This is a genomic window from Pseudomonas poae (assembly GCF_001439785.1).
GTDB classification, from domain to species: Bacteria; Pseudomonadota; Gammaproteobacteria; order Pseudomonadales; family Pseudomonadaceae; genus Aquipseudomonas; species Aquipseudomonas poae.
In genome coordinates this window covers 18,661-38,203 of sequence record NZ_JYLI01000025.1, presented here as the reverse complement: position 1 = coordinate 38,203, position 19,543 = coordinate 18,661, and the positions used below count along the sequence as shown (strand labels likewise).

The following is a 19,543-nucleotide window of genomic DNA, read 5'->3' as shown; positions in this document are numbered from 1 at the left end:
AGGTAAACCGCATTTTCCTTGATTGGGGGCGCTTCGCACCCCAACGCGGGGCAAGCCCGCTCGCCACAACAAACCTGCGCGCCACAACAAGCCTGCTCGCCACGCAATCATCCCGCTGCCTTATCGCGCACCATTCAGCCCTGGCCGTGTTCATTGTGACGGTCTGCCCGGTGCCGGACACTCGGTCCATTGTCATTGTCGCCTGTGGAGTTCGGTATGAGTGAGTCAGTGCAGTTCCAGGATAAGGTTGTGATCGTTACCGGTGCCGGCGGCGGGTTGGGCCGCGCCCATGCACTGCTGTTTGCCAGTCACGGCGCCAAAGTGCTGGTCAACGATCTAGGCGGCTCTGCCCAGGGCGAAGGCGCCAATGCCTCGGCGGCCGACCGGGTTGTCGCCGAAATCCGTGAGGCCGGCGGCATTGCCCAGGCCAACCATGATTCGGTCACCGACGGCGACAGAATTGTGCAGAACGCCATGGACGCCTTCGGCCGCATCGACGTGGTGGTCAATAACGCCGGCATTCTGCGCGACAAAACCTTCCACAAGATGGAGGACAGCGATTGGGATCTGGTTTACCGGGTGCATGTCGAAGGCGCCTACAAAGTCACCCGCGCCGCCTGGCCGCATTTGCGTGAGCAAGCCTACGGTCGGGTGATCTTCACCGCGTCCACTTCGGGCATCTACGGCAACTTCGGTCAGTCCAACTACGGCATGGCCAAGCTCGGCCTGTACGGCCTGACCCGCACCCTGGCACTGGAAGGGCGCAAGCACAACATCCTGGTCAACGCCATCGCCCCCACCGGGGCGACGCGCATGACCGAAGGCCTGATCCCGCCGCAGGTGTTCGAGCGTCTCAAGCCGGAGTTGGTCAGCCCGCTGGTGGTGTACCTGGGCAGCGAGGCCTGCCAGGACACTTCGGGCCTGTTTGAAGTCGGCGGCGGCTGGATCGGCAAGACCCGCTGGGAGCGCAGCCTGGGCGTGGGTTTTGACCCGCAGGCCGGGTTCTCCCCTGAGGATGTCGCGGCGCATTGGGCGCAGATCTGCGACTTCAACGGGGCTGCCCACCCGCAGGACAACATTGAGGCGCTGAAGGAAATGATGGCCAACTTGCAGAAATACAGCCTCTGATCGTTGCGCGATTTCCTTTAATCCCCAAGCAAAAAAAAGCCGCTGCAAACGCAGCGGCTGAAATAAGACGTTGTACCAAGGAGCGGTAGATAAACGTCAATGAACACCGATAACCGATTGAATAAAAACATCAATCAGGTTGAATCCGGCTTTGCACCCTGGGGTGGGAGCGAGCGCAGTGCTCTTAAAGCCCGGCAAGAATAGTCGTTTGTTACAGAATGAGTAATACCTCATCGGGACAAGGACTGTTGCAAATTTCGTAACGATCCATCCATTCCTCTGATGGCCTCCCATCCACCTGCTGCATACCCGCGCCTGAACCCGGCCCGCGTGGCCGGTAATCCTTTCGAGCGACAACACGAATACCTCCTTGGTGCGCTTATCGCTCCCCGTGGGCGGCAGTAGGGTGAAGCCTTCTGTCACTCACCGGGGAAGACGCATGACAAAAACAACAATGCGCGCCATCTTCACGCCACAGGCGCTGGCCGCTGCGGTTGCCTTGGGTTGCTGTGCCCAGGCGCAGGCTGTTTCGTTCAACATTGGCGAGATCGAAGGGCAATTCGACTCCTCGCTGTCGGTGGGCGCCAGCTGGGGCATGCGCGATGCCGACCGCAAGCTGGTGGGCACCGTCAACGGTGGCAGCGGCCAGGCTTCCACGGGCGATGACGGACGGCTCAACTTTAAAAAAGGCGAGACCTTCTCGAAAATCTTCAAAGGCCTGCATGACCTTGAGCTGAAATACGGCGACACCGGCGTGTTCGTGCGCGGCAAGTACTGGTACGACTTCGAGCTCAAGGACGAAGACCGTGAATTCAAGCCCATCAGCGATCACAACCGCAAAGAGGGCGCCAAATCCAGCGGCGCGCAGATCCTCGATGCCTTCGTGTATCACAACTATTCCCTGGGCGACCTGCCAGGCACCGTGCGCGCCGGCAAGCAAGTGGTCAGTTGGGGCGAAAGCACGTTTATCGGCAACTCCATCAACAGCATCAACCCGGTTGACGTCTCTGCGTTCCGCCGCCCGGGCGCCGAGATCAAGGAAGGCCTGATCCCGGTGAACATGCTGTTCGCCTCTCAGAGCCTCACCAGCCAGCTCACCGTCGAAGGGTTCTACCAGTTGGAATGGGACCAGACGGTGCTGGACAACTGCGGCACCTTTTTCGGCGGCGATGTGGCGGCGGACGGTTGCACCAATAACTACACGGTGGGCAGCCCGGCGATCCGGCCTCTGCAACCGGTGGCGGCCGCGTTTGGCCAGGGTTTTGGCACGACCAATGAAGGGGTGATCGTACGGCGTGCCGGCGACCGCGATGCGCGCGACTCCGGCCAGTTCGGCGCGGCCCTGCGCTGGCTCGGCGACGACACCGAGTACGGCCTGTACTTCATGAACTACCACAGCCGCACGCCCACCGTGGGCACTATCACCAACAACACCAGCCTTGCGACCCTCGGTGCCATTGCAGGCGCCGCCAACCGCGTGGCGCCCGGCTCCGGTGCGGGCCTGGTGCAAAGTCTGATGCTCGGCCGAGGCCAGTATTATCTCGACTACCCGGAGGACATCCGCCTGTTTGGCGCCAGCTTCTCCACCACCTTGCCCACCGGCACGGCGTGGACCGGCGAAATCAGCTACCGCCCCAATGCCCCGGTGCAACTGAACACCACCGACCTGACCCTGGCGCTGATCAACCCGATTGCCGGCAACACCGCCTCGCCCATCCGCAGCTCGTTCGGCGCCGACAACGTGGGTTACCGGCGCAAGGAAATCACCCAGATCCAGAGCACCATGACCCAGTTCTTCGACCAGGTGCTGGGCGCCGAGCGCCTGACTCTGGTGGGCGAGGCGGCGGTGGTGCACGTTGCCGGCCTGGAAGACAAAGCCAAACTGCGTTACGGCCGCGATTCGGTGTACGGCGCCTATGGGTTCCAGGGCGACACCGATGGCTTCGTCACCTCCACCTCCTGGGGCTACCGTGCGCGGGCGATCCTGGACTACAACAACGCGATTGCCGGGGTGAACCTCAAGCCCAACCTGTCCTGGTCCCATGACGTCGCCGGCTATGGCCCCAACGGGATCTTCAACAAAGGCGCCAAGGCCATCAGTGTCGGCGTGGATGCCGATTACCGCAGCACGTACACCGCCAGCCTCAGCTACACCGACTTTTTTGGCGGCGACTACAACACCCTGACCGACCGCGATTTCCTCGCCCTCAGCTTTGGCGTGAACTTCTGATTTGGCTTAAAGAAGGACAAGAACTTATGCGTAAGACAATTGCAGTGCTGGCCCTGAGTCTGTTGGCCGCTCACGTGACGGCGGCGGTTTCGCCGCAAGAGGCTGCCCAGTTGGGCACCACCCTCACGCCGGTCGGCGCCGAAAAAGCCGGCAATGCTGACGGCTCGATCCCGGCCTGGACCGGCGGCATCCCGAAAAACGCCGGTGTGGTGGACAGCAAAGGCTTCCTGGCCGATCCGTTTGCCAGCGAGAAACCGCTGTTCGTGATCACCGCCGCCACCGTTGACAAGTACAAGGACAAACTCTCCGACGGCCAGGTGGCCATGTTCAAGCGCTACCCGGAGACCTACAAGATCCCGGTGTACCCCAGCCACCGCACAGTGAACCTGCCGCCGGACATCTACGAGTCGATCAAGCGCAGCGCGTTGAACGTCAAGACGATCAACGATGGCAACGGCCTGGAGAATTTCACCGGCAATCGCTACTACGCGTTCCCGATTCCCAAGACGGGCGTGGAGGTGTTGTGGAACCACATTACCCGTTACCACGGCGGCAACCTGCGGCGCATCATCACCCAGGCCACGCCGCAGACCAACGGCAGCTACACGCCGATTCGTTTCGAGGAAGAAGTGGCGGTGCCCCAGGCCATCCCCGACATGGACCCGGCCAAGGCGGCCAACGTGTTGAGCTTCTTCAAGCAGTCGGTGACGGCCCCGGCGCGTTTGGCGGGCAACGTGCTGCTGGTGCACGAAACCCTCGATCAGGTGAAAGAGCCGCGCCTGGCCTGGATCTACAACGCCGGCCAGCGCCGCGTACGGCGTGCGCCGCAAGTGTCGTATGACGGGCCGGGCACCGCCTCCGACGGCCTGCGCACCACCGACAACTTCGACATGTTCTCCGGCGCGCCCGACCGCTACGACTGGAAGCTGGTGGGCAAGAAAGAGATGTACATCCCCTACAACAGCTACAAGCTCGATTCGCCGAGCCTCAAGTACGACGACATCATCAAGGCCGGCCACATCAACCAGGACCTGACCCGCTACGAGCTGCACCGCGTGTGGGAAGTGGTCGGCACGGTCAAGCCCAGCGAACGGCATGTTTACGCCAAGCGCCACATGTACATCGACGAAGACAGCTGGCAGGTGGCACTGGTGGATCACTACGACGGTCGCGGCCAACTGTGGCGCGTCGCCGAAGGCCATGCGCAGTTCTATTACGACCACCAGGTGCCGGCCTACACCGTCGAAACCCTCTATGACCTCATCGCCGGGCGTTACATCGCCCTGGGCATGAAGAACGAGGAGAAACGCAGCTTCGTGTTCGGCTTCGCCGCCAAGGCCGCCGACTACACCCCCGCAGCATTGCGCTCCGAAGGCGTGCGCTGAAGGTGAGGTGAAATCCAACCAACCTGTGGGAGCTGGCTTGCCTGCGATAGCGGTGGGTCAGCTCCCACATTGGATAAGCGTGCACCTCGGCTTTTATGCATGGCCGTCAATCACCCCGCTGAATACTTCTTCAACAACCACCAAGCCCAGGACTAGGGTACGCGTCAGGCTCCATCACAATAAAAACGCAGGATGCAGCAATGACCGCCATGACTCGCTGCCTGGACCGTCCCGGATTCATGCCACGGCTGTCCGCTCACCACCTGTTGCGCCCGCGACTGGCCCAGCCCTTGCTCGCAGCGCAGGCACGGGTGAGGTTGCTATGGGCACCGGGCGGCAGCGGCAAGAGTGCGTTGTTCGCCGAGTGCGCCTTGCAGGCGCCTGCGGGGTGCCAGGTGTACTGGCTGGCGCTCAATGGGGTGGTCCTGAGTCCTGAAAACCTGTGCCGGCGTGTGGCACAGGGTCTGGGCCTGCCCTTCACCGATGAAGCTGCGCTGTTGCTCGATCTCAGTGGCTGGTCAACGCCGGCCTGGCTGTTTCTCGATGACTTCTGCCGTTTCCCCGACACCGAACTGGATGCCTTGCTCGACCGCCTGCTCACCCAAAGCAGCCCGGCGCTGAGCTGGTGGCTGGGCACGCGGCGGCGCCCGGCGTGCAACTGGCCGCGGCTGTTGCTCGACGATGAACTGTGGGAGTGCAGCGCCAGCGAGCTGGCGTTCAGCACCGGGGAAATCCAGGCATTGCTCGGCCCCGGCCAGAGCCTGGACAGCGTCGTGCACTTCAGCGCCGGATGGTGCGCAGGTGTGCGTATCGCCTTGTTGGGCGACGGTCATCCCGACAAAACCCTGCGCGACTATTTGCAGCACGAGCTGTTCAACACCTGGCCCGCCGAATGGGTCGAGGCGTGGCAGGTGCTGGCCCGTCTGCCGAGGTTCAATGCGCGCCTGTGTGAACACCTGTTCGGCGCTGGCGACGGCGGCCGGTGCCTGCGCGATCTGCAGGCGCTCGGTGCCTTTATCCAGCCGTGGGAACACAGCGCCGACTGGTTGTGCATATTTGCGCCGCTGGCCCACGTGGTGCGCGAGGAACCCTGGCCGGCCCGTCGTTCCTGGCATCGGCGTGCCTGCCAATGGTTTACCGCCGAGGGCGACTGGCAGGCCGCGTTCGAACAGGCGCTGCTGGCCGAAGCGTTCGAAGTGGCGGTGAGCCTGTTGCAGCACTTCAGTTTCGAAGACCTGTTTCGCCAGCAGAACGCCGTGCTGGTGTTGCGCCTGCACGAACAGCACGGTGATGAGCTGCTGCTGTGCTCTGCGCAGCTGGTGGGGCTGGTGACGGCGGCGCTGCTGTTCGCCGGCCGCTTCGATCAGGCCGCGCAGTGCATCGATCAACTGGCGCGCTTTACACCGCAACCTTGCGCCGCCCAGCAACGCCACCTGCTGGCGCGTTGGCAAGCGCAGTGGGGCTGGTTGTTGCATTTGAACGGCGATGGCGAATGCTCCCGCGCGCATTTTCTTGAAGCGCTGCAGGCCTTGCCCGACAGCGCCTGGACCTCGCGCCTGATGTGCCTGTCCGGGCTCACCCAGCAAGCCTTGCTGCGCGGCGAGCTGGACGTCGCCCAAACCCTGAACCGCGACGCGCTGTGCCTGGCCCGCGCCGAGGGTTCGTTGCTGCTGGAGGCATTGCTCGAACTGGATCACGCTCAGTTGCTCGAGCAGCGCGGCGCACCCCATCGGGCGCAAAGCCTGTTGGAGCAGGTGCAGGCGATGTTGCTCAAGCAGCAGCTCGATGCCGGTCCGCTGGTGGGACGGATCGCGTTGCGCCGTGGCCACCTGGCCCTGCGTCAGGGCCAGGATGCACTGGCCGCCGACTGTTTTCAGACGGGCTTGACGATGTGCCTGCACAGTCAGGACAAGCGTGTGCTCTATGGTTTTCTGGGCCTGGCATTGCTGGCGGCCAATCAGGGCGACTACGCCCAGGCGTTTGTCCAACTGCGCGAGGCTGAGCGGCTGATGCAGCAACGGCACGTCCCGCAAAGCGTTTACCGCGCGGTGCTGCTGTTGATCAGCGGGCATTTCTGGTTGCAGCAGGGCCGCGCCGACTTGACCGTGGAAGCGGTGCGCCGTGTGCTGCGTCACTTTCGCGGGCCGCACGCCAGGCAGGCACCGCCGGCCACGCTGGAACTGGTCCCGCGTCTTGAGTACCTGCTGGTGCTGGCGGAAGTGAAGCTGGGGTGCGCCGAGCAACCGCTCGCGCGGCTTAACGCATTGCTGGAGGCCACCCGGCAAAGCGGCATGCTCTGCCTGGAAACCGAAGTGCAGTTGGTGCTCGGCGAGGTGGCGTGGCAGTTGGGCGACTCCGCCCTGGCGCGTCGTGCGCTGCAAGCCGGGCTGGCGCTCGCGGCGCGCTGCCAGGTGCAGCAGGCGATCCGCGAGCTGCGCCTGCGTTCGCCTGGTGTATTGAGCGAACTGGGCCTGGAGCCGCAGGCGGTGGGGCACGACGCAGCGGACAATCCCTTGAGCCTGCGTGAACTGGAAGTGCTGCACTTGATCGCCCTGGGCAATTCCAACCTGCAGATTGCCGACCGTCTGTTCATTTCCCTGCACACGGTCAAGACCCATGCCAGGCGCATCCACAGCAAGCTCGGCGTGGAACGGCGCACCCAGGCGGTGGCCAAGGCCAAGGCCCTGGGGCTGATGGTCTAGACGAAGGCCTGGCGATAGTCGCCGGGCGTTGCGCCCATGGCCTGGCGAAAGCGCTGATTGAAATGGCTGGCGCTGGAAAACCCGCACATCAAGGCGACTTCGCCCAACGGCAGGACGCCGCCGCGCAGCAGGTCGCGCGCGCAGGCCAGGCGGCGCGCCAGCAGGTATTGATGAGGCGGCAGGCCGAAGCTCTGGCGGAACATCCGCGCGAAGTGGTATTCCGACAAGGCGCACAAGCCGGCCAACAGCCCGAGGCTGATGGGGTCGTGCAGGTGCTGTTCGATGTACTCCACCAATCGCCGGCGTTGGTAGGGCGCCAGCCCGCCTTTCAAACGCAGGCCATCGCGGGCGCCGACCTGATTGAGCAGGGTGTGGCTGAGCATCTCATGGGCCAGGCTGCTGGTGAGCAGGCGTTCGGCCGGCTCGTGCCAATTGAGCGCGATCAGTTGGTGAAACCGCTGCGCCTGGCCTGGGTCTTCAAGAAAGGTCGCTTCCTGCAATGCGAGGGCGCGCGGTTCGCGGTCCAGCAGGGTGACGCAGCCGAGGGCGAATTGTTCCGGGCTGAAATACACATGGGCCAGGCGGATGTCGCCGTTGATCACCCAGGCCGACTGATGCTCGGCCGGCAGCACGCACAGCTTGTCCGGACCGCCCTTGATGCCCGGCTGGTCACGGCGAAAGGTCCCGGTGCCGCCACCGACATAGCAGGACAGCGTGTGATGGCTGGGCCCCTGATAATCCTGGGCATCGTGGTGGTTGCTCCACAGCGCCGCCGACACGCCATCCCCCAGCTCGGCGCAAGCGTGCAGGCGTGCGTTGGGCGAGCGGTTGAGGGACTGAAAGATGTGCAGCGATTGCAGATCAGGCATGGCGTGTTCTCCGATGCCTGGCATCCTACCGCGCGAGGTCCGGACTGTGATCCCTGCGCCCGACAAAAGCGCAAGAATGTGCAAGAGCGATTCGGGCCTTGGGGCGGACACTGTGGCTCAACCTTCGGAGCCGCGCCATGAACCTTTCCCTGTATGTCCTCACCGTGCTGATCTGGGGCACCACCTGGATCGCCCTCAAGTGGCAGTTGCGCGTTGTCGCGATCCCCGTGTCGATTGTGTACCGCTTTGGCCTGGCCGCGCTGGTGCTGTTTGCGCTGTTGTTGCTCAGTCGCAGGCTGCAGGTGATGAACCGGCGCGGGCATCTGATCTGCCTGGCCCAGGGACTGTGCCTGTTCTGCGTCAACTTCATGTGTTTTTTGACCGCCACGCAGTGGGTCCCCAGTGGCCTGGTGGCGGTGGTGTTTTCCACTGCCACCCTGTGGAACGCGCTGAACGCACGGGTGTTTTTCGGCCAGCGTGTGGCGCGCAACGTGTTGATGGGCGGTGGCCTGGGTCTGCTGGGACTGGGCTTTCTGTTCTGGCCGGAACTGGCCGGGCACACCGCCAGCCCGCAGACGTTGCTGGGGCTAGGTCTGGCGCTACTGGGGACGCTGTGTTTTTCGGCGGGCAATATGCTTTCGAGTCTGCAACAGAAGGCTGGCCTCAGACCGTTGACCACCAATGCCTGGGGCATGGCCTACGGCGCCTTGATGCTGGCGACCTGGTGCGTGCTGCGCGGCATTCCCTTCGAGATGGAGTGGAGCGCGCGCTATATCGGCGCCTTGTGGTACCTGGTGATTCCAGGGTCGGTGATCGGGTTCACGGCGTATCTCACCCTGGTGGGACGCATGGGGCCCGAACGCGCGGCGTATTGCACCGTGCTGTTCCCGGTGGTGGCGTTGAACGTGTCGGCATTTGCCGAAGGCTATCAGTGGACGCCGCCGGCATTGGCCGGGCTGGTACTGGTGATGCTGGGCAATGTGTTGGTGTTCAGAAAGCCTAAAGTTATGAGCCCGATCTTCCACGCAAAACCAATCCAGTGAGGCTCTGCCAATTCGTTGATTCAACTGCAGCCTGTGGCGAGCCCTAATGCCGTTCAGTTCAGGAAAATGTGTGGGCTTATTGTGGCGAGCGGGCTTGCCCCGCGTTGGGGTGCGAAGCGCCCCCAATCCAGCAAAACGCGGTGTACCTGATACGGCTCAGCGCCTGGTTTTGGGGCTGCTGCGCAGCCCAACGCAGGACAAGCCTGCTCGCCACAGGGAATCTGCGCTTAACTGAATGGCATTGGGGCTGCCCGCTAGCCACAGGAGTGGGGTTGCCTGCTACTTCAGGCCCAGGCGTCTGGCCAGGCGGCCCAGGTTGGCGCGGTCCAGGCCCAGTTCGCGGGCGGCGCCGGCCCAGTTGTGCTGGTGGCGTTCCAGGCAGGCGTCGATCAGTTGGCGCTGGTAATGCTCGGTAGCCTGGCGCAGGTCACCGGTGAGGGGGGCCGGCGGGGCTTGCGCCTCAATGACTGGCGCGCTGACATCGGGCAGATCGAGGTCCCTGGCGCTCAGGCTGAGTATCTTCGGCCGCTCGCGGCAGTTGCCCAGCGCCTTGAGCGCGCTGCGCCCGATCGCGTGTTCCAGTTCGCGCACATTGCCCGGCCAGTGATAGGCCAGCAGCGCGGCCTGGGCATCGCTGGCCAGGCGCAGGCTGCCCAGGCCCATGCGTGAGCGGTTCTGTTCGAGGAAGTAACCGGCCAGCAGCAACACGTCGCGGCCGCGGTCACGCAGCGCGGGTACGTGCAGCGGGTACACGCTGAGGCGGTGGTAGAAGTCGGCGCGGTAGCGGCCGCTGCGCACTTCTTCGGCGAGGTCGCGGTTGGTGGCGGCAATCAAGCGCACATCCACCTGATGTTCACGGTCAGAACCCAGGCGCTGCAACTGGCCGCTTTGCAGCACGCGCAGCAGTTTGGCCTGCACGCTCAGCGACAGCTCGCCGACCTCATCGAGAAACAGGGTGCCGCCATTGGCCAATTCGAATTTGCCTCGGCGTTCATTCAGTGCACCGGTAAAGGCGCCACGCACGTGGCCGAACAGCTCGCTTTCCACCAGCGTCTCCGGCAGGGCGGCACAGTTGAGGCTGATCAGCGGTTTGTCGGCTCGCGTTGAGGCTGCATGGATCGCCTGGGCCACCAGCTCCTTGCCCACCCCGGTTTCACCGGTGATCAGCACCGTCAGGTCGCTGCCGCCCACCAGATTGATCTCTTGCACCAGGCGCTTGTGGGTTTTGCTCTGGCCGATCATTTCCTTGTACGGCTGGCCACCGGCCTGACGGTAGATTTCGGCGCGCAAGGCCAGGCGTTCAATGCGTTCGGCGACGTTGACCGTCGCGGCCGCGAGGCTGGCGAAGGCTTGCAGGGCGTCCAGTTCAACGCGTTCGAAACGCTCGGTGTCCAGGGCATCCAGGGTCAGCAGGCCCCAGGGCCGGTCGTCGACGAACAGCGGGCAGCCCATGCAATCGTGCACTTCCAGCTGCCCGTGCACACCGGCGACCAAACCGTCATAGGGGTCGGGCAATGCGCTGTCGCTGTCGAAGCGCGTAGGGCCGGGGCTGCTCAGCAGCACGGCGAAGCGCGGGTGTTCGCTGACCTTGAAGCGTCGCCCCAGGGTATCGGCGCTCAGGCCATCCACCGCCAGCGGCACCAGCCACTCGCCATCCAGGCGCAACAGCGCGGCAGCGTCGCACGGCAGCAGTTCGCGCATGGCGTGCAGCAGACGGCGGTAACGCTCCCCTTCGGGCAGGTCGCGGGAGAGATCGGCGACCAGGGGCAGCAGGGTGGTGAGCAGTGAATGTGCAGTCATAATGACTCCTTGTAGTCCTTGTGACTATAAGGGTAGGAAGTCATATTGACTAGTTTGTCTGTAGGTGGTTGAAAGTATTGGTTTTATAGGTTGGCATGAATGCTGATTGCATGAGGGTAGTTAATTTAAATACCCAGGAGTCTCCCATGCTGACGGCCCAAGACCGCGCCATTATCCAATCCACCGTGCCCTTGCTGGAAAGCGACGGCGAGGCGCTGATCACCCATTTCTACCGCATGATGCTGTCCGAGTACCCGCAAGTGCGTCCGCTGTTCAACCAGGCTCACCAGGCCAGCGGCGATCAGCCCCGCGCGCTGGCCAATGGCGTGTTGATGTACGCGCGGCACATCGACCGGCTCGACCAGTTGGGCGACTTGGTGGCGAAGGTCATCAACAAGCACGTGGCGTTGCAGATTCAGCCGGAGCACTACCCGATTGTCGGCGCCTGCCTGTTGCGGGCGATCTCTGAAGTGCTGGGCAGTGAGATCGCCACGCCTGCGGTCATGCACGCCTGGGGCGCGGCCTATGGCCAACTGGCGGATATTCTGATCGGCGCGGAAAAGGCCCTTTACGACGAAAAGGCCCAGGCGCCGGGCGGCTGGCGTGGTGCGCGGCCCTTCAAACTGGCGAAGCGGGTGGAGGAGAGCGCCGAGATCACCTCCTTTTATTTTGCTCCGGTGGACAACGGCCCGATCCTCAACGCCGCGCCGGGCCAATACATCAGCCTGCGGCTGGTGCTCGACGGTGAAGAAGTGCGCCGCAATTATTCCCTGTCGGCCTTGAGCGACGGCGGCGAGTACCGCATCAGCGTCAAGCGCGAAGCCGGGGGGCGGGTGTCCGGCTATTTGCATGATGAACTGCAGGTTGGCGCGACGATTGATCTGTTCCCGCCGGCGGGCGAGTTCACTCTGGTGGCCAGCGACAAACCACTGGTGCTGATCAGTGGCGGGGTGGGCATCACGCCAACCTTGGCGATGCTCGAGGCGGCCCTGGCCACCGAACGCCCGGTGCATTTTATCCATTGCGCGCGCAATGGCCGGGTGCATGCGTTCCGCGAGTGGGTCGACGGACTGGCGGCCAGGCATCCGCAGCTCAAGCGGTTTTACTGTTATGCCGAGGACGATGGGGGGAGTGCGGCGGCGGACAGTATTGGGCTGTTGAGCCAGGCGCAGTTGGCGGCGTGGTTGCCGCAGGAGCGCGACCTGGATGCTTACTTCCTTGGACCGAAAGGCTTCATGGCCGCGATCAAGCGTTACCTCGATGCGTTGGGCGTGCCGCCGGCGCAAAGCCGCTACGAGTTCTTCGGTCCCGCAGCTGCGCTGGAGTAACGCCGATCCAACGGATTAATCCCCCGTTAACCCCCCTCTGTTTAAACCATGCTCTGTGTGTAAACTTGCGCCCATTGGCACAACCAGACAAAGGAATACGGGGATGAGTGACGAATTGCGTTTAGGCAGAGAGCGGCGCTTTCTGGTGTTGCTGGGCATCATCTGCCTGGCGCTGATCGGCGGTGCGTTGTACATGCAGGTGGTATTGGGCGAGGCGCCATGCCCGCTGTGCATCCTGCAACGCTACGCCTTGCTGTTGATCGCGATCTTCGCGCTCATCGGCGCCGCCATGCGCACCAAGGGCGCCGTCACCCTGTTCGAAGGGCTGGTGATCCTCAGCGCGCTCGGTGGGGTGGCTGCGGCGGGGCATCACGTGTACACCCAGTTCTTTCCCCAGGTCAGCTGCGGTGTCGATGTGTTGCAGCCGATCGTTGATGACTTGCCGCTGGCCAAGGTGTTTCCGCTGGGCTTCCAGGTCGATGGCTTTTGCAGCACCCCTTACCCGCCGGTACTGGGCCTGTCGCTGGCGCAATGGGCGCTGGTGGCGTTTGTGCTGACGGTGATCCTGGTGCCGCTGGGCATATATCGCAATCGCCAACGCACGGGCTGAGCCTTACAATGAAAAGCCCCGGCGCCTTTGAGAGAGGGACCGGGGCTTTTTCGTGCGTCGGCAAATGTGAAAGGGCCGTGACGAAAGCCGATAAAGGGTGTGCGCAGCGTGCGACATGTTGTCACACGGACGCTGTCACACACCCTTTTCGGGCGGCGGTTTTGGCTTGTAAATTTGCACCAATCGGTCAGTTTGTGCTGTCAGTTCAGCACTTGAATCGGACCTTTGACAGGTCACGTTGGCAGTCCTTGAGGGGTGTCCCAATGCCTTGTTTTATGGGGACTTCGACGGCCTGAACATGCCCTTACAACCTGTAAGGGATGACCTGAATGGATGAATGGCCGGGCTTTTTTTGTGGGCTTTATTGAGAATTGACCGCAATAAGATCGCGCTTCCCGGCCCCGTCGGTAAAGAATTATTGCTGTAATCGATAAAAATTATTTCTTTATCAGACATGGTTTATACATCGCCAGCTAACTACAATCCCCGGCACTGAGTGTCCGATGCTGTGCAATATTTGAGCATCGCAGGGGTCGGGAGCGATGGATGGCTCTGTGCGACCCAGGTTCCGGCAGCCTTTCAACTATCCGCACCAAATGGAATTGGCCTGTAACAAGGCCTTTAACCACGAAATCGAATAAGAACGCGCCGCAGGTCAGTGAAACGTACAGTTTTTTTGGTGTGGCGGGCAGGCTCTTATTCAATCGAAGAGAAATGCCAACCCTTGGCAGGGTGAAGTGTTGGCGATCAAAACCCAACTGCATTGCGCAAGCTGCTTTAGAGGTCGTGAGATGAGTAAAAACAGGTACCCCCGATTACTAGGCTTTTTGCCGCTGCTTGGCATGCTGTTAATGCTGGGAGGCTGCAAGTGGACCTTGCTCGACCCAAAAGGACAGGTCGGTCTGGATGAACGAAACCTGATCATCACCGCCACCCTGCTGATGCTGCTGGTCGTGGTTCCTGTGATCATCATGACCTTCGCCTTCGCCTGGAAATACCGCGCGTCCAACACCAGCGCGACCTACGCGCCGAAGTGGTCGCACTCCACCAAGATTGAAATCGCGGTGTGGCTGGTCCCGATCCTCATCATCGTTGCCCTGGGTTATGTGACCTACAAGTCCACCCACGCACTGGACCCTTACCGCCCGCTGGAATCGGACGTCAAGCCGATCAACATCGAAGTGGTTGCGCTGGACTGGAAGTGGCTGTTCATCTACCCGGACCTGGGTATCGCCACCGTGAACCAGATCCGGTTCCCGGAACACACTCCGCTGAACTTCAAGATCACCTCCGACGCCGTGATGAACTCGTTCTTCATCCCAGCCCTGGGCGGCCAGATCTACGCGATGGCAGGCATGCAGACCAAGCTGCACCTGATCGCCAACCAGAAAGCTGAAATGGAAGGCATCTCCGCCAACTACAGCGGCGCTGGCTTCACCGGCATGAAATTCAAAGCGATCTCGACAAGCCAGGAAGACTTCAACGCCTGGGTCGCCGAAGTCAAGGCCGCACCTAAACAGCTTGATCAAGCTGAATACGACGCCCTGACCAAACCAAGCCAGAACAACCCTGTCGCCCTGTACTCCTCGTACGAGCCGAACCTGTTTCAGAAAATCGTCGACAAGTACGAAGGCATGAAACCAGGCAAGCCGGTCAAGCACGAGAAGAAAGAAGTGGCCGCGGCTGAAGGTTCTGACACGGGCTCGAATTCAACTGCTGGGGCAGAGGAGTAAACGATGTTTGGTAAATTAAGTTGGGACGCGGTCCCATTCCACGAGCCGATTGTGATGATTACCATCGCCATGGTCGCGCTGGGTGGTCTGGCACTGTTTGCGGCAATCACCTACTTCAAGAAGTGGACCTACCTGTGGACCGAGTGGTTGACCTCCGTCGACCACAAGAAAATCGGTGTCATGTACGTCATCGTGGCCATGGTCATGCTGCTGCGCGGCTTTGCCGACGCCATCATGATGCGTACCCAGTTGGCCATGGCCACCGAGGGTTCGCCGGGCTACCTACCGCCTGAACACTATGACCAGATCTTCACCGCTCACGGCGTGATCATGATCATCTTCATGGCGATGCCTTTCTTCACCGGCCTGATGAACCTTGCCTTGCCGCTGCAGATCGGTGCGCGTGACGTTGCCTACCCGTTCCTGAACTCCCTGAGCTTCTGGCTGCTGGTATCCGGCGTGGTGCTGATCAACCTGTCCCTGGGCGTCGGCGAATTCGCCAAGACCGGTTGGGTTGCCTACCCGCCATTGTCGGGCCTGCAATACAGTCCGGGCGTGGGGGTGGATTACTACATCTGGGCCCTGCAGTTATCGGGACTCGGGACGACATTGACGGGGGTCAACTTCCTGGCCACCGTCCTGAAGATGCGCGCCCCAGGCATGAAACTGATGGACATGCCGATCTTCACCTGGACCTGTACCTGGGCAAACGTGCTGATCGTGGCGTCGTTCCCGATCCTGGCCGCTACCATGGCGCTGCTGTCGCTTGACCGTTACCTGGATTTCCACATTTTCACCAATGAACTTGGTGGCAATCCGATGATGTACGTGAACCTGTTCTGGGCATGGGGTCACCCTGAGGTGTACATCCTGATCCTGCCAGCGTTCGGTATCTTCTCCGAAGTGATCTCGACCTTCACCGGCAAGCGCCTGTTCGGTCACCACTCGATGGTCTACGCATCGGGCGCGATCTCGGTACTGGGCTTCATGGTCTGGCTGCACCACTTCTTCACCATGGGTTCGGGGGCCAGCGTCAACGCCTTCTTCGGCCTGGCGACGATGCTGATTTCCATCCCGACGGGGGTGAAGCTGTTCAACTGGCTGTTCACCATCTACCACGGTCGTCTGCGCATGACCAGCCAGGTCCTGTGGACCCTGGGCTTCATGGTGACCTTCGCCATCGGCGGCATGACCGGCGTACTGCTGGCCATCCCGGGTGCTGACTTCGTGCTGCACAACAGCCTGTTCGTGATCGCTCACTTCCACAACGTGATCATCGGTGGTGCGGTATTCGGCTACATCGCAGGTTTCAGCTTCTACTTCCCGAAAGCGTTCGGCTTCAAGCTGCACGAAGGCTGGGGCAAGGCTGCATTCTGGCTGTGGATCTCGGGCTTCTTCGTCGCGTTCATGCCGCTCTATGCACTGGGCTTCATGGGCATGACCCGTCGTCTGAACGCCACCACCAACCCTGAGTGGGTGCCGTACCTGTACGTCGCCATGTTCGGTGCGTTGATGATCGCGGCGGGTATCGCCTGCCAGTTGATCCAGCTGTATGTCAGCGTGCGTGATCGCAAGCAGAACCTGTGCGAGTCCGGCGACCCGTGGAATGGCCACACCCTGGAATGGTCGACCTCGTCGCCACCACCGTTCTACAACTTCGCCGTGATCCCGACTGCGAACACCATCGATGCGTTCACCGAAGCCAAGGAAGACGGTACTGCGTACCAGAAACCTGCGCACTACGAACCGATCCACATGCCGAACAACACCGCCACTGGCGTGGTGATGGGCGCGCTGTTGACCGTGTTCGGTTTCGCGATGATCTGGCACATCTGGTGGCTGGCAATCGTGGGCCTGGTGGGCACTATCGGTTACTTCATCGTCCATGCTGCACGTGACGATCAAGGCTACATGGTGCCGGTGGAAACCATCGAACGCATCGAAGCCGAGCAGCACGCTCGCCTGGTAGCCGAGAAGAAGATTCCGGCCAACCGTGTTGAAACCCCGTTGGAACAGGTTTAAACCATGTCGAACTTAGCGACCAATGCTGGACACGCCCATGTCGATGACCATGGGCACCACGACCACCACGACACCGGCCCGATAACCGTCTTCGGTTTCTGGCTCTACCTGATGACCGACTGCATTTTGTTTGCGTCGATCTTCGCGGTGTACGCGGTACTGGTAAACAACGTAGCGGGTGGCCCGTCGGGCCACGACATCTTCGAACTGCCTTACGTGCTCGGCGAAACCGCCTTGCTGTTGTTCAGTTCGATCACCTACGGCTTCGCCATGCTGGCCTTCTACAAAGGCAACAAGAAGGGCGTGCTGAGCTGGCTGGCGCTGACCTTCCTGTTCGGCCTGGGCTTCATCGGCATGGAGATCAACGAGTTCCACCTGCTGATCTCCGAAGGCTACGGCCCGCACCGTTCCGGCTTCCTGTCCGCGTTCTTCACGCTGGTAGGCACCCACGGTCTGCACGTATCGGCAGGCCTGCTGTGGATGGCGGTGATGATGTATCAGGTCAATAAACACGGCCTGACCAACACCAACAAGACCCGCCTGAGCTGCCTGAGCCTGTTCTGGCACTTCCTGGACGTGGTCTGGATCTGCGTATTCACCGTCGTCTACTTGATGGGGACTCTGTAATGGCTAATGCACACTCCCATGACAGCCATGATGCGAGCCACGGCAGCGTAAAGTCTTACGCTATCGGCTTCATCCTGTCGGTCATCCTCACCCTGATCCCGTTCGGCCTGGTGATGTACCCGACCTTGCCGAAGTCGATCACCCTGATGATCGTGCTGGCATTCGCAGTGATCCAGGTGCTGGTGCACCTGGTGTACTTCCTGCACCTGGACCGCTCCGAAGCCCAGCGCGAGAACGTGATTGCGTTCGTGTTCGCAGGTCTTGTGATTGTTCTGCTGGTTGGTCTGTCGCTGTGGATCATGTTCAGCATCCACACCTACATGATGGCGAAGTGAGGTAAGACCCGATGTCGCTTAAGCACTTTATCCAAATCACCAAACCGGGGATCATTTTCGGTAACGTGCTTTCTGTGGCAGGCGGCTTCTTCCTGGCCTCCAAGGGGCATGTCGATCTGGCCATCTTCCTGGCGGCAATGATCGGCACTTCCCTTGTTGTGGCGTCCGGTTGCGTGTTCAACAACTGCATCGACCGCGACATCGACATCAAGATGGAGCGCACCAAGAATCGTGTGCTGGTGCAGGGGCTCATTTCCCTGAAACTGGCACTGATCTTCGCGACCGTCCTGGGTGTTGCCGGTGTGGTGTTGTTGTACAAAGTGGCCAACCCGCTGGCGGCGCTGTTTGCCGTGATCGGTTTTGTCATCTACGTCGGCCTCTACAGCCTGTACCTCAAGCGCAAGTCGGTTCACGGCACGCTGGTGGGCAGTCTGTCGGGGGCGATGCCGCCGGTGATTGGTTATGTGGCTGTGACCAATAGCTTCGACATGGCCGCGCTGGTGCTGCTGGTGATGTTCAGCCTGTGGCAGATGCCGCATTCCTATGCCATCGCGATTTTCCGCTTCAATGACTACCTGGCTGCGTCGATCCCGGTTCTGCCGGTCAAGCGTGGCATCCAGGTGGCCAAGAAACACATCCTGCTCTACATCCTGGCCTTCCTCGTGGCGACCTTGATGTTGACCTTCAGTGGCTATGCCGGCATGAGCTACCTCGCCGTTGCCGCCGCCATGGGCATGTACTGGCTGTACATGGCCTGGACCGGCTACAAGGCGGTGGATGACACCGTCTGGGCGCGCAAGCTGTTCGTGTTCTCGATCTTCACCATCACCGCGCTCAGCGTGATGATGTCTGTGGATTTCCAGGCACCCAAAGAGCTGTTGCTGACCTACGCACACTGAGTCATCGAGCATTGGCTCTCGAGCCAAAGTCAGCCCCGCCCTCGAAAGAAGCGCGGGGCTTTTTATTGAGCCACCTTTACACTCTTCCCCACTTCAAAGCAGGCAGGAACAAAAGCATGAGTAAAACAGCCGTTCTGGTCTTCAGTGGCGGGCAGGACTCGACGACCTGCCTGATCCAGGCCCTGGCGCGTTACGAACAGGTGCATTGCATTACTTTTGATTACGGTCAGCGCCATGTTGCCGAAATCGAAGTGGCCCAGCGGTTGGCCAAACAGCTGGGTGCCACCGTGCACAAGGTGATGGACGTTTCGTTGCTCAATGAGCTGGCCATCAGCAGCCTGACCCGCGACAACATCCCCGTGCCCACCGAGAGCTCAGGCGCTGGCCTGCCGAGTACCTTTGTACCGGGGCGCAACATCCTGTTCCTGACATTGGCGTCAATCTACGCCTATCAGGTTAAGGCCGAAACCGTGATCACCGGCGTGTGCGAAACCGACTTCTCGGGCTATCCCGATTGCCGGGACGCATTCGTCAAGGCGCTGAACAAGGCGCTTGAGCTGGGCATGGATTACCCATTGCGTCTGGACACCCCGTTGATGTGGCTGAACAAGGCCGAGACCTGGGCTCTGGCCGATGACCTGGGTCAACTGGAGCTGGTGCGCCAGCAGACCCTGACCTGTTACAACGGCGTGGTCGGCGACGGCTGTGGCAATTGCATCGCCTGCGACCTGCGCGCGCGTGGCCTCAATGACTACCTGCAGAACAAGGCGGCGGTCATGGGCAGCCTCAAGCACAAGTTGCAGTCGAGCTGAAGTGCGGTTAAATCCACCGA

Annotated in this window: 15 protein-coding genes; 13 read left to right on the top strand and 2 right to left on the bottom strand. The window is 61.4% G+C overall.

Annotated features, from left to right (window positions below; all coding sequences use genetic code 11):
• Positions 1-216 precede the first annotated feature (216 nt).
• From TU75_RS23470 to TU75_RS23455, 4 genes are all read left to right on the top strand, one after another.
• Entirely contained in the window at positions 217-1,128 is a 912-nt protein-coding gene (locus TU75_RS23470) for an SDR family oxidoreductase (protein WP_060550293.1), read from the top strand.
• A 439-nt stretch (positions 1,129-1,567) separates the two neighbouring features.
• On the top strand, positions 1,568-3,358 hold the full coding sequence (locus TU75_RS23465) for a DUF1302 domain-containing protein (RefSeq protein ID WP_060550292.1): 1,791 nt from the start codon (positions 1,568-1,570) through the stop codon (positions 3,356-3,358).
• Positions 3,359-3,384: 26 nt separating this feature from the next.
• Positions 3,385-4,743, top strand: a complete 1,359-nt coding sequence (locus TU75_RS23460) for a DUF1329 domain-containing protein (protein ID WP_060550291.1) — start codon at positions 3,385-3,387, stop codon at positions 4,741-4,743.
• A 200-nt stretch (positions 4,744-4,943) separates the two neighbouring features.
• Entirely contained in the window at positions 4,944-7,445 is a 2,502-nt protein-coding gene (locus tag TU75_RS23455; RefSeq protein WP_060550290.1) for a LuxR C-terminal-related transcriptional regulator, read from the top strand.
• On the opposite strand, the gene TU75_RS23450 is transcribed toward TU75_RS23455, so the two are convergent.
• Positions 7,442-8,314: an AraC family transcriptional regulator gene (locus TU75_RS23450; protein ID WP_060550289.1), complete on the bottom strand. Its 873-nt coding sequence runs from the start codon at positions 8,312-8,314 to the stop codon at positions 7,442-7,444. The genes TU75_RS23455 and TU75_RS23450 overlap by 4 nt on opposite strands.
• A 137-nt stretch (positions 8,315-8,451) precedes the next feature.
• Between TU75_RS23450 and TU75_RS23445 the strand changes: the two genes are divergently transcribed.
• Positions 8,452-9,357 carry a DMT family transporter gene (locus TU75_RS23445; RefSeq protein ID WP_060550288.1) on the top strand — a complete coding sequence of 302 codons (906 nt, stop codon included), beginning with the start codon at positions 8,452-8,454 and terminating at the stop codon, positions 9,355-9,357.
• 279 nt (positions 9,358-9,636) lie between these two features.
• Here TU75_RS23445 and norR read toward each other — a convergent pair whose 3' ends face one another.
• Positions 9,637-11,157, bottom strand: a complete 1,521-nt coding sequence (gene norR, locus TU75_RS23440) for a nitric oxide reductase transcriptional regulator NorR (protein ID WP_060550287.1) — start codon at positions 11,155-11,157, stop codon at positions 9,637-9,639.
• A gap of 146 nt (positions 11,158-11,303) precedes the next feature.
• Between norR and hmpA the strand changes: the two genes are divergently transcribed.
• The 8 genes from hmpA to queC all read left to right on the top strand — a co-directional run bounded on the left by hmpA (position 11,304) and on the right by queC (position 19,523).
• Positions 11,304-12,485, top strand: coding sequence for an NO-inducible flavohemoprotein (hmpA, locus tag TU75_RS23435; RefSeq protein WP_060550286.1), 1,182 nt, complete (start codon positions 11,304-11,306; stop codon positions 12,483-12,485).
• Positions 12,486-12,588: 103 nt separating this feature from the next.
• Complete coding sequence (locus TU75_RS23430) at positions 12,589-13,095, top strand: disulfide bond formation protein B (RefSeq protein WP_060550285.1); 507 nt, start codon at positions 12,589-12,591, stop codon at positions 13,093-13,095.
• A 791-nt stretch (positions 13,096-13,886) separates the two neighbouring features.
• A complete protein-coding gene (cyoA, locus tag TU75_RS23425; RefSeq protein WP_003238385.1) occupies positions 13,887-14,828 on the top strand; it encodes a ubiquinol oxidase subunit II in 942 nt (313 codons plus the stop codon).
• A gap of 3 nt (positions 14,829-14,831) precedes the next feature.
• Positions 14,832-16,850, top strand: a complete 2,019-nt coding sequence (cyoB, locus tag TU75_RS23420) for a cytochrome o ubiquinol oxidase subunit I (RefSeq protein WP_003238387.1) — start codon at positions 14,832-14,834, stop codon at positions 16,848-16,850.
• Positions 16,851-16,853: 3 nt separating this feature from the next.
• Positions 16,854-17,477, top strand: a complete 624-nt coding sequence (locus TU75_RS23415) for a cytochrome o ubiquinol oxidase subunit III (protein WP_003238390.1) — start codon at positions 16,854-16,856, stop codon at positions 17,475-17,477.
• Positions 17,477-17,812 carry a cytochrome o ubiquinol oxidase subunit IV gene (gene cyoD / locus TU75_RS23410; protein WP_003176003.1) on the top strand — a complete coding sequence of 112 codons (336 nt, stop codon included), beginning with the start codon at positions 17,477-17,479 and terminating at the stop codon, positions 17,810-17,812. The genes TU75_RS23415 and cyoD overlap by 1 nt, the downstream gene beginning before the upstream one ends.
• Before the next feature lie 11 nt (positions 17,813-17,823).
• Positions 17,824-18,711 carry a heme o synthase gene (cyoE, locus tag TU75_RS23405; RefSeq protein ID WP_003238392.1) on the top strand — a complete coding sequence of 296 codons (888 nt, stop codon included), beginning with the start codon at positions 17,824-17,826 and terminating at the stop codon, positions 18,709-18,711.
• 116 nt (positions 18,712-18,827) lie between these two features.
• Complete coding sequence (gene queC / locus TU75_RS23400) at positions 18,828-19,523, top strand: 7-cyano-7-deazaguanine synthase QueC (RefSeq protein ID WP_060550284.1); 696 nt, start codon at positions 18,828-18,830, stop codon at positions 19,521-19,523.
• Positions 19,524-19,543 lie beyond the last annotated feature (20 nt).

Bases quoted from the DNA above. Each gene is read 5' to 3' on its own strand.
- TU75_RS23450 (WP_060550289.1), bottom strand. From the start codon at position 8,314: ATGCCTGATCTGCAATCGCTGCACATCTTTCAGTCCCTCAACCGCTCG.
- TU75_RS23445 (WP_060550288.1), top strand. From the start codon at position 8,452: ATGAACCTTTCCCTGTATGTCCTCACCGTGCTGATCTGGGGCACCACC.
- TU75_RS23465 (WP_060550292.1), top strand. From the start codon at position 1,568: ATGACAAAAACAACAATGCGCGCCATCTTCACGCCACAGGCGCTGGCC.
- TU75_RS23470 (WP_060550293.1), top strand. From the start codon at position 217: ATGAGTGAGTCAGTGCAGTTCCAGGATAAGGTTGTGATCGTTACCGGT.
- hmpA (WP_060550286.1), top strand. From the start codon at position 11,304: ATGCTGACGGCCCAAGACCGCGCCATTATCCAATCCACCGTGCCCTTG.
- TU75_RS23430 (WP_060550285.1), top strand. From the start codon at position 12,589: ATGAGTGACGAATTGCGTTTAGGCAGAGAGCGGCGCTTTCTGGTGTTG.
- TU75_RS23455 (WP_060550290.1), top strand. From the start codon at position 4,944: ATGACCGCCATGACTCGCTGCCTGGACCGTCCCGGATTCATGCCACGG.
- cyoE (WP_003238392.1), top strand. From the start codon at position 17,824: ATGTCGCTTAAGCACTTTATCCAAATCACCAAACCGGGGATCATTTTC.
- TU75_RS23460 (WP_060550291.1), top strand. From the start codon at position 3,385: ATGCGTAAGACAATTGCAGTGCTGGCCCTGAGTCTGTTGGCCGCTCAC.
- queC (WP_060550284.1), top strand. From the start codon at position 18,828: ATGAGTAAAACAGCCGTTCTGGTCTTCAGTGGCGGGCAGGACTCGACG.
- TU75_RS23415 (WP_003238390.1), top strand. From the start codon at position 16,854: ATGTCGAACTTAGCGACCAATGCTGGACACGCCCATGTCGATGACCAT.
- cyoB (WP_003238387.1), top strand. From the start codon at position 14,832: ATGTTTGGTAAATTAAGTTGGGACGCGGTCCCATTCCACGAGCCGATT.
- norR (WP_060550287.1), bottom strand. From the start codon at position 11,157: ATGACTGCACATTCACTGCTCACCACCCTGCTGCCCCTGGTCGCCGAT.
- cyoD (WP_003176003.1), top strand. From the start codon at position 17,477: ATGGCTAATGCACACTCCCATGACAGCCATGATGCGAGCCACGGCAGC.
- cyoA (WP_003238385.1), top strand. From the start codon at position 13,887: ATGAGTAAAAACAGGTACCCCCGATTACTAGGCTTTTTGCCGCTGCTT.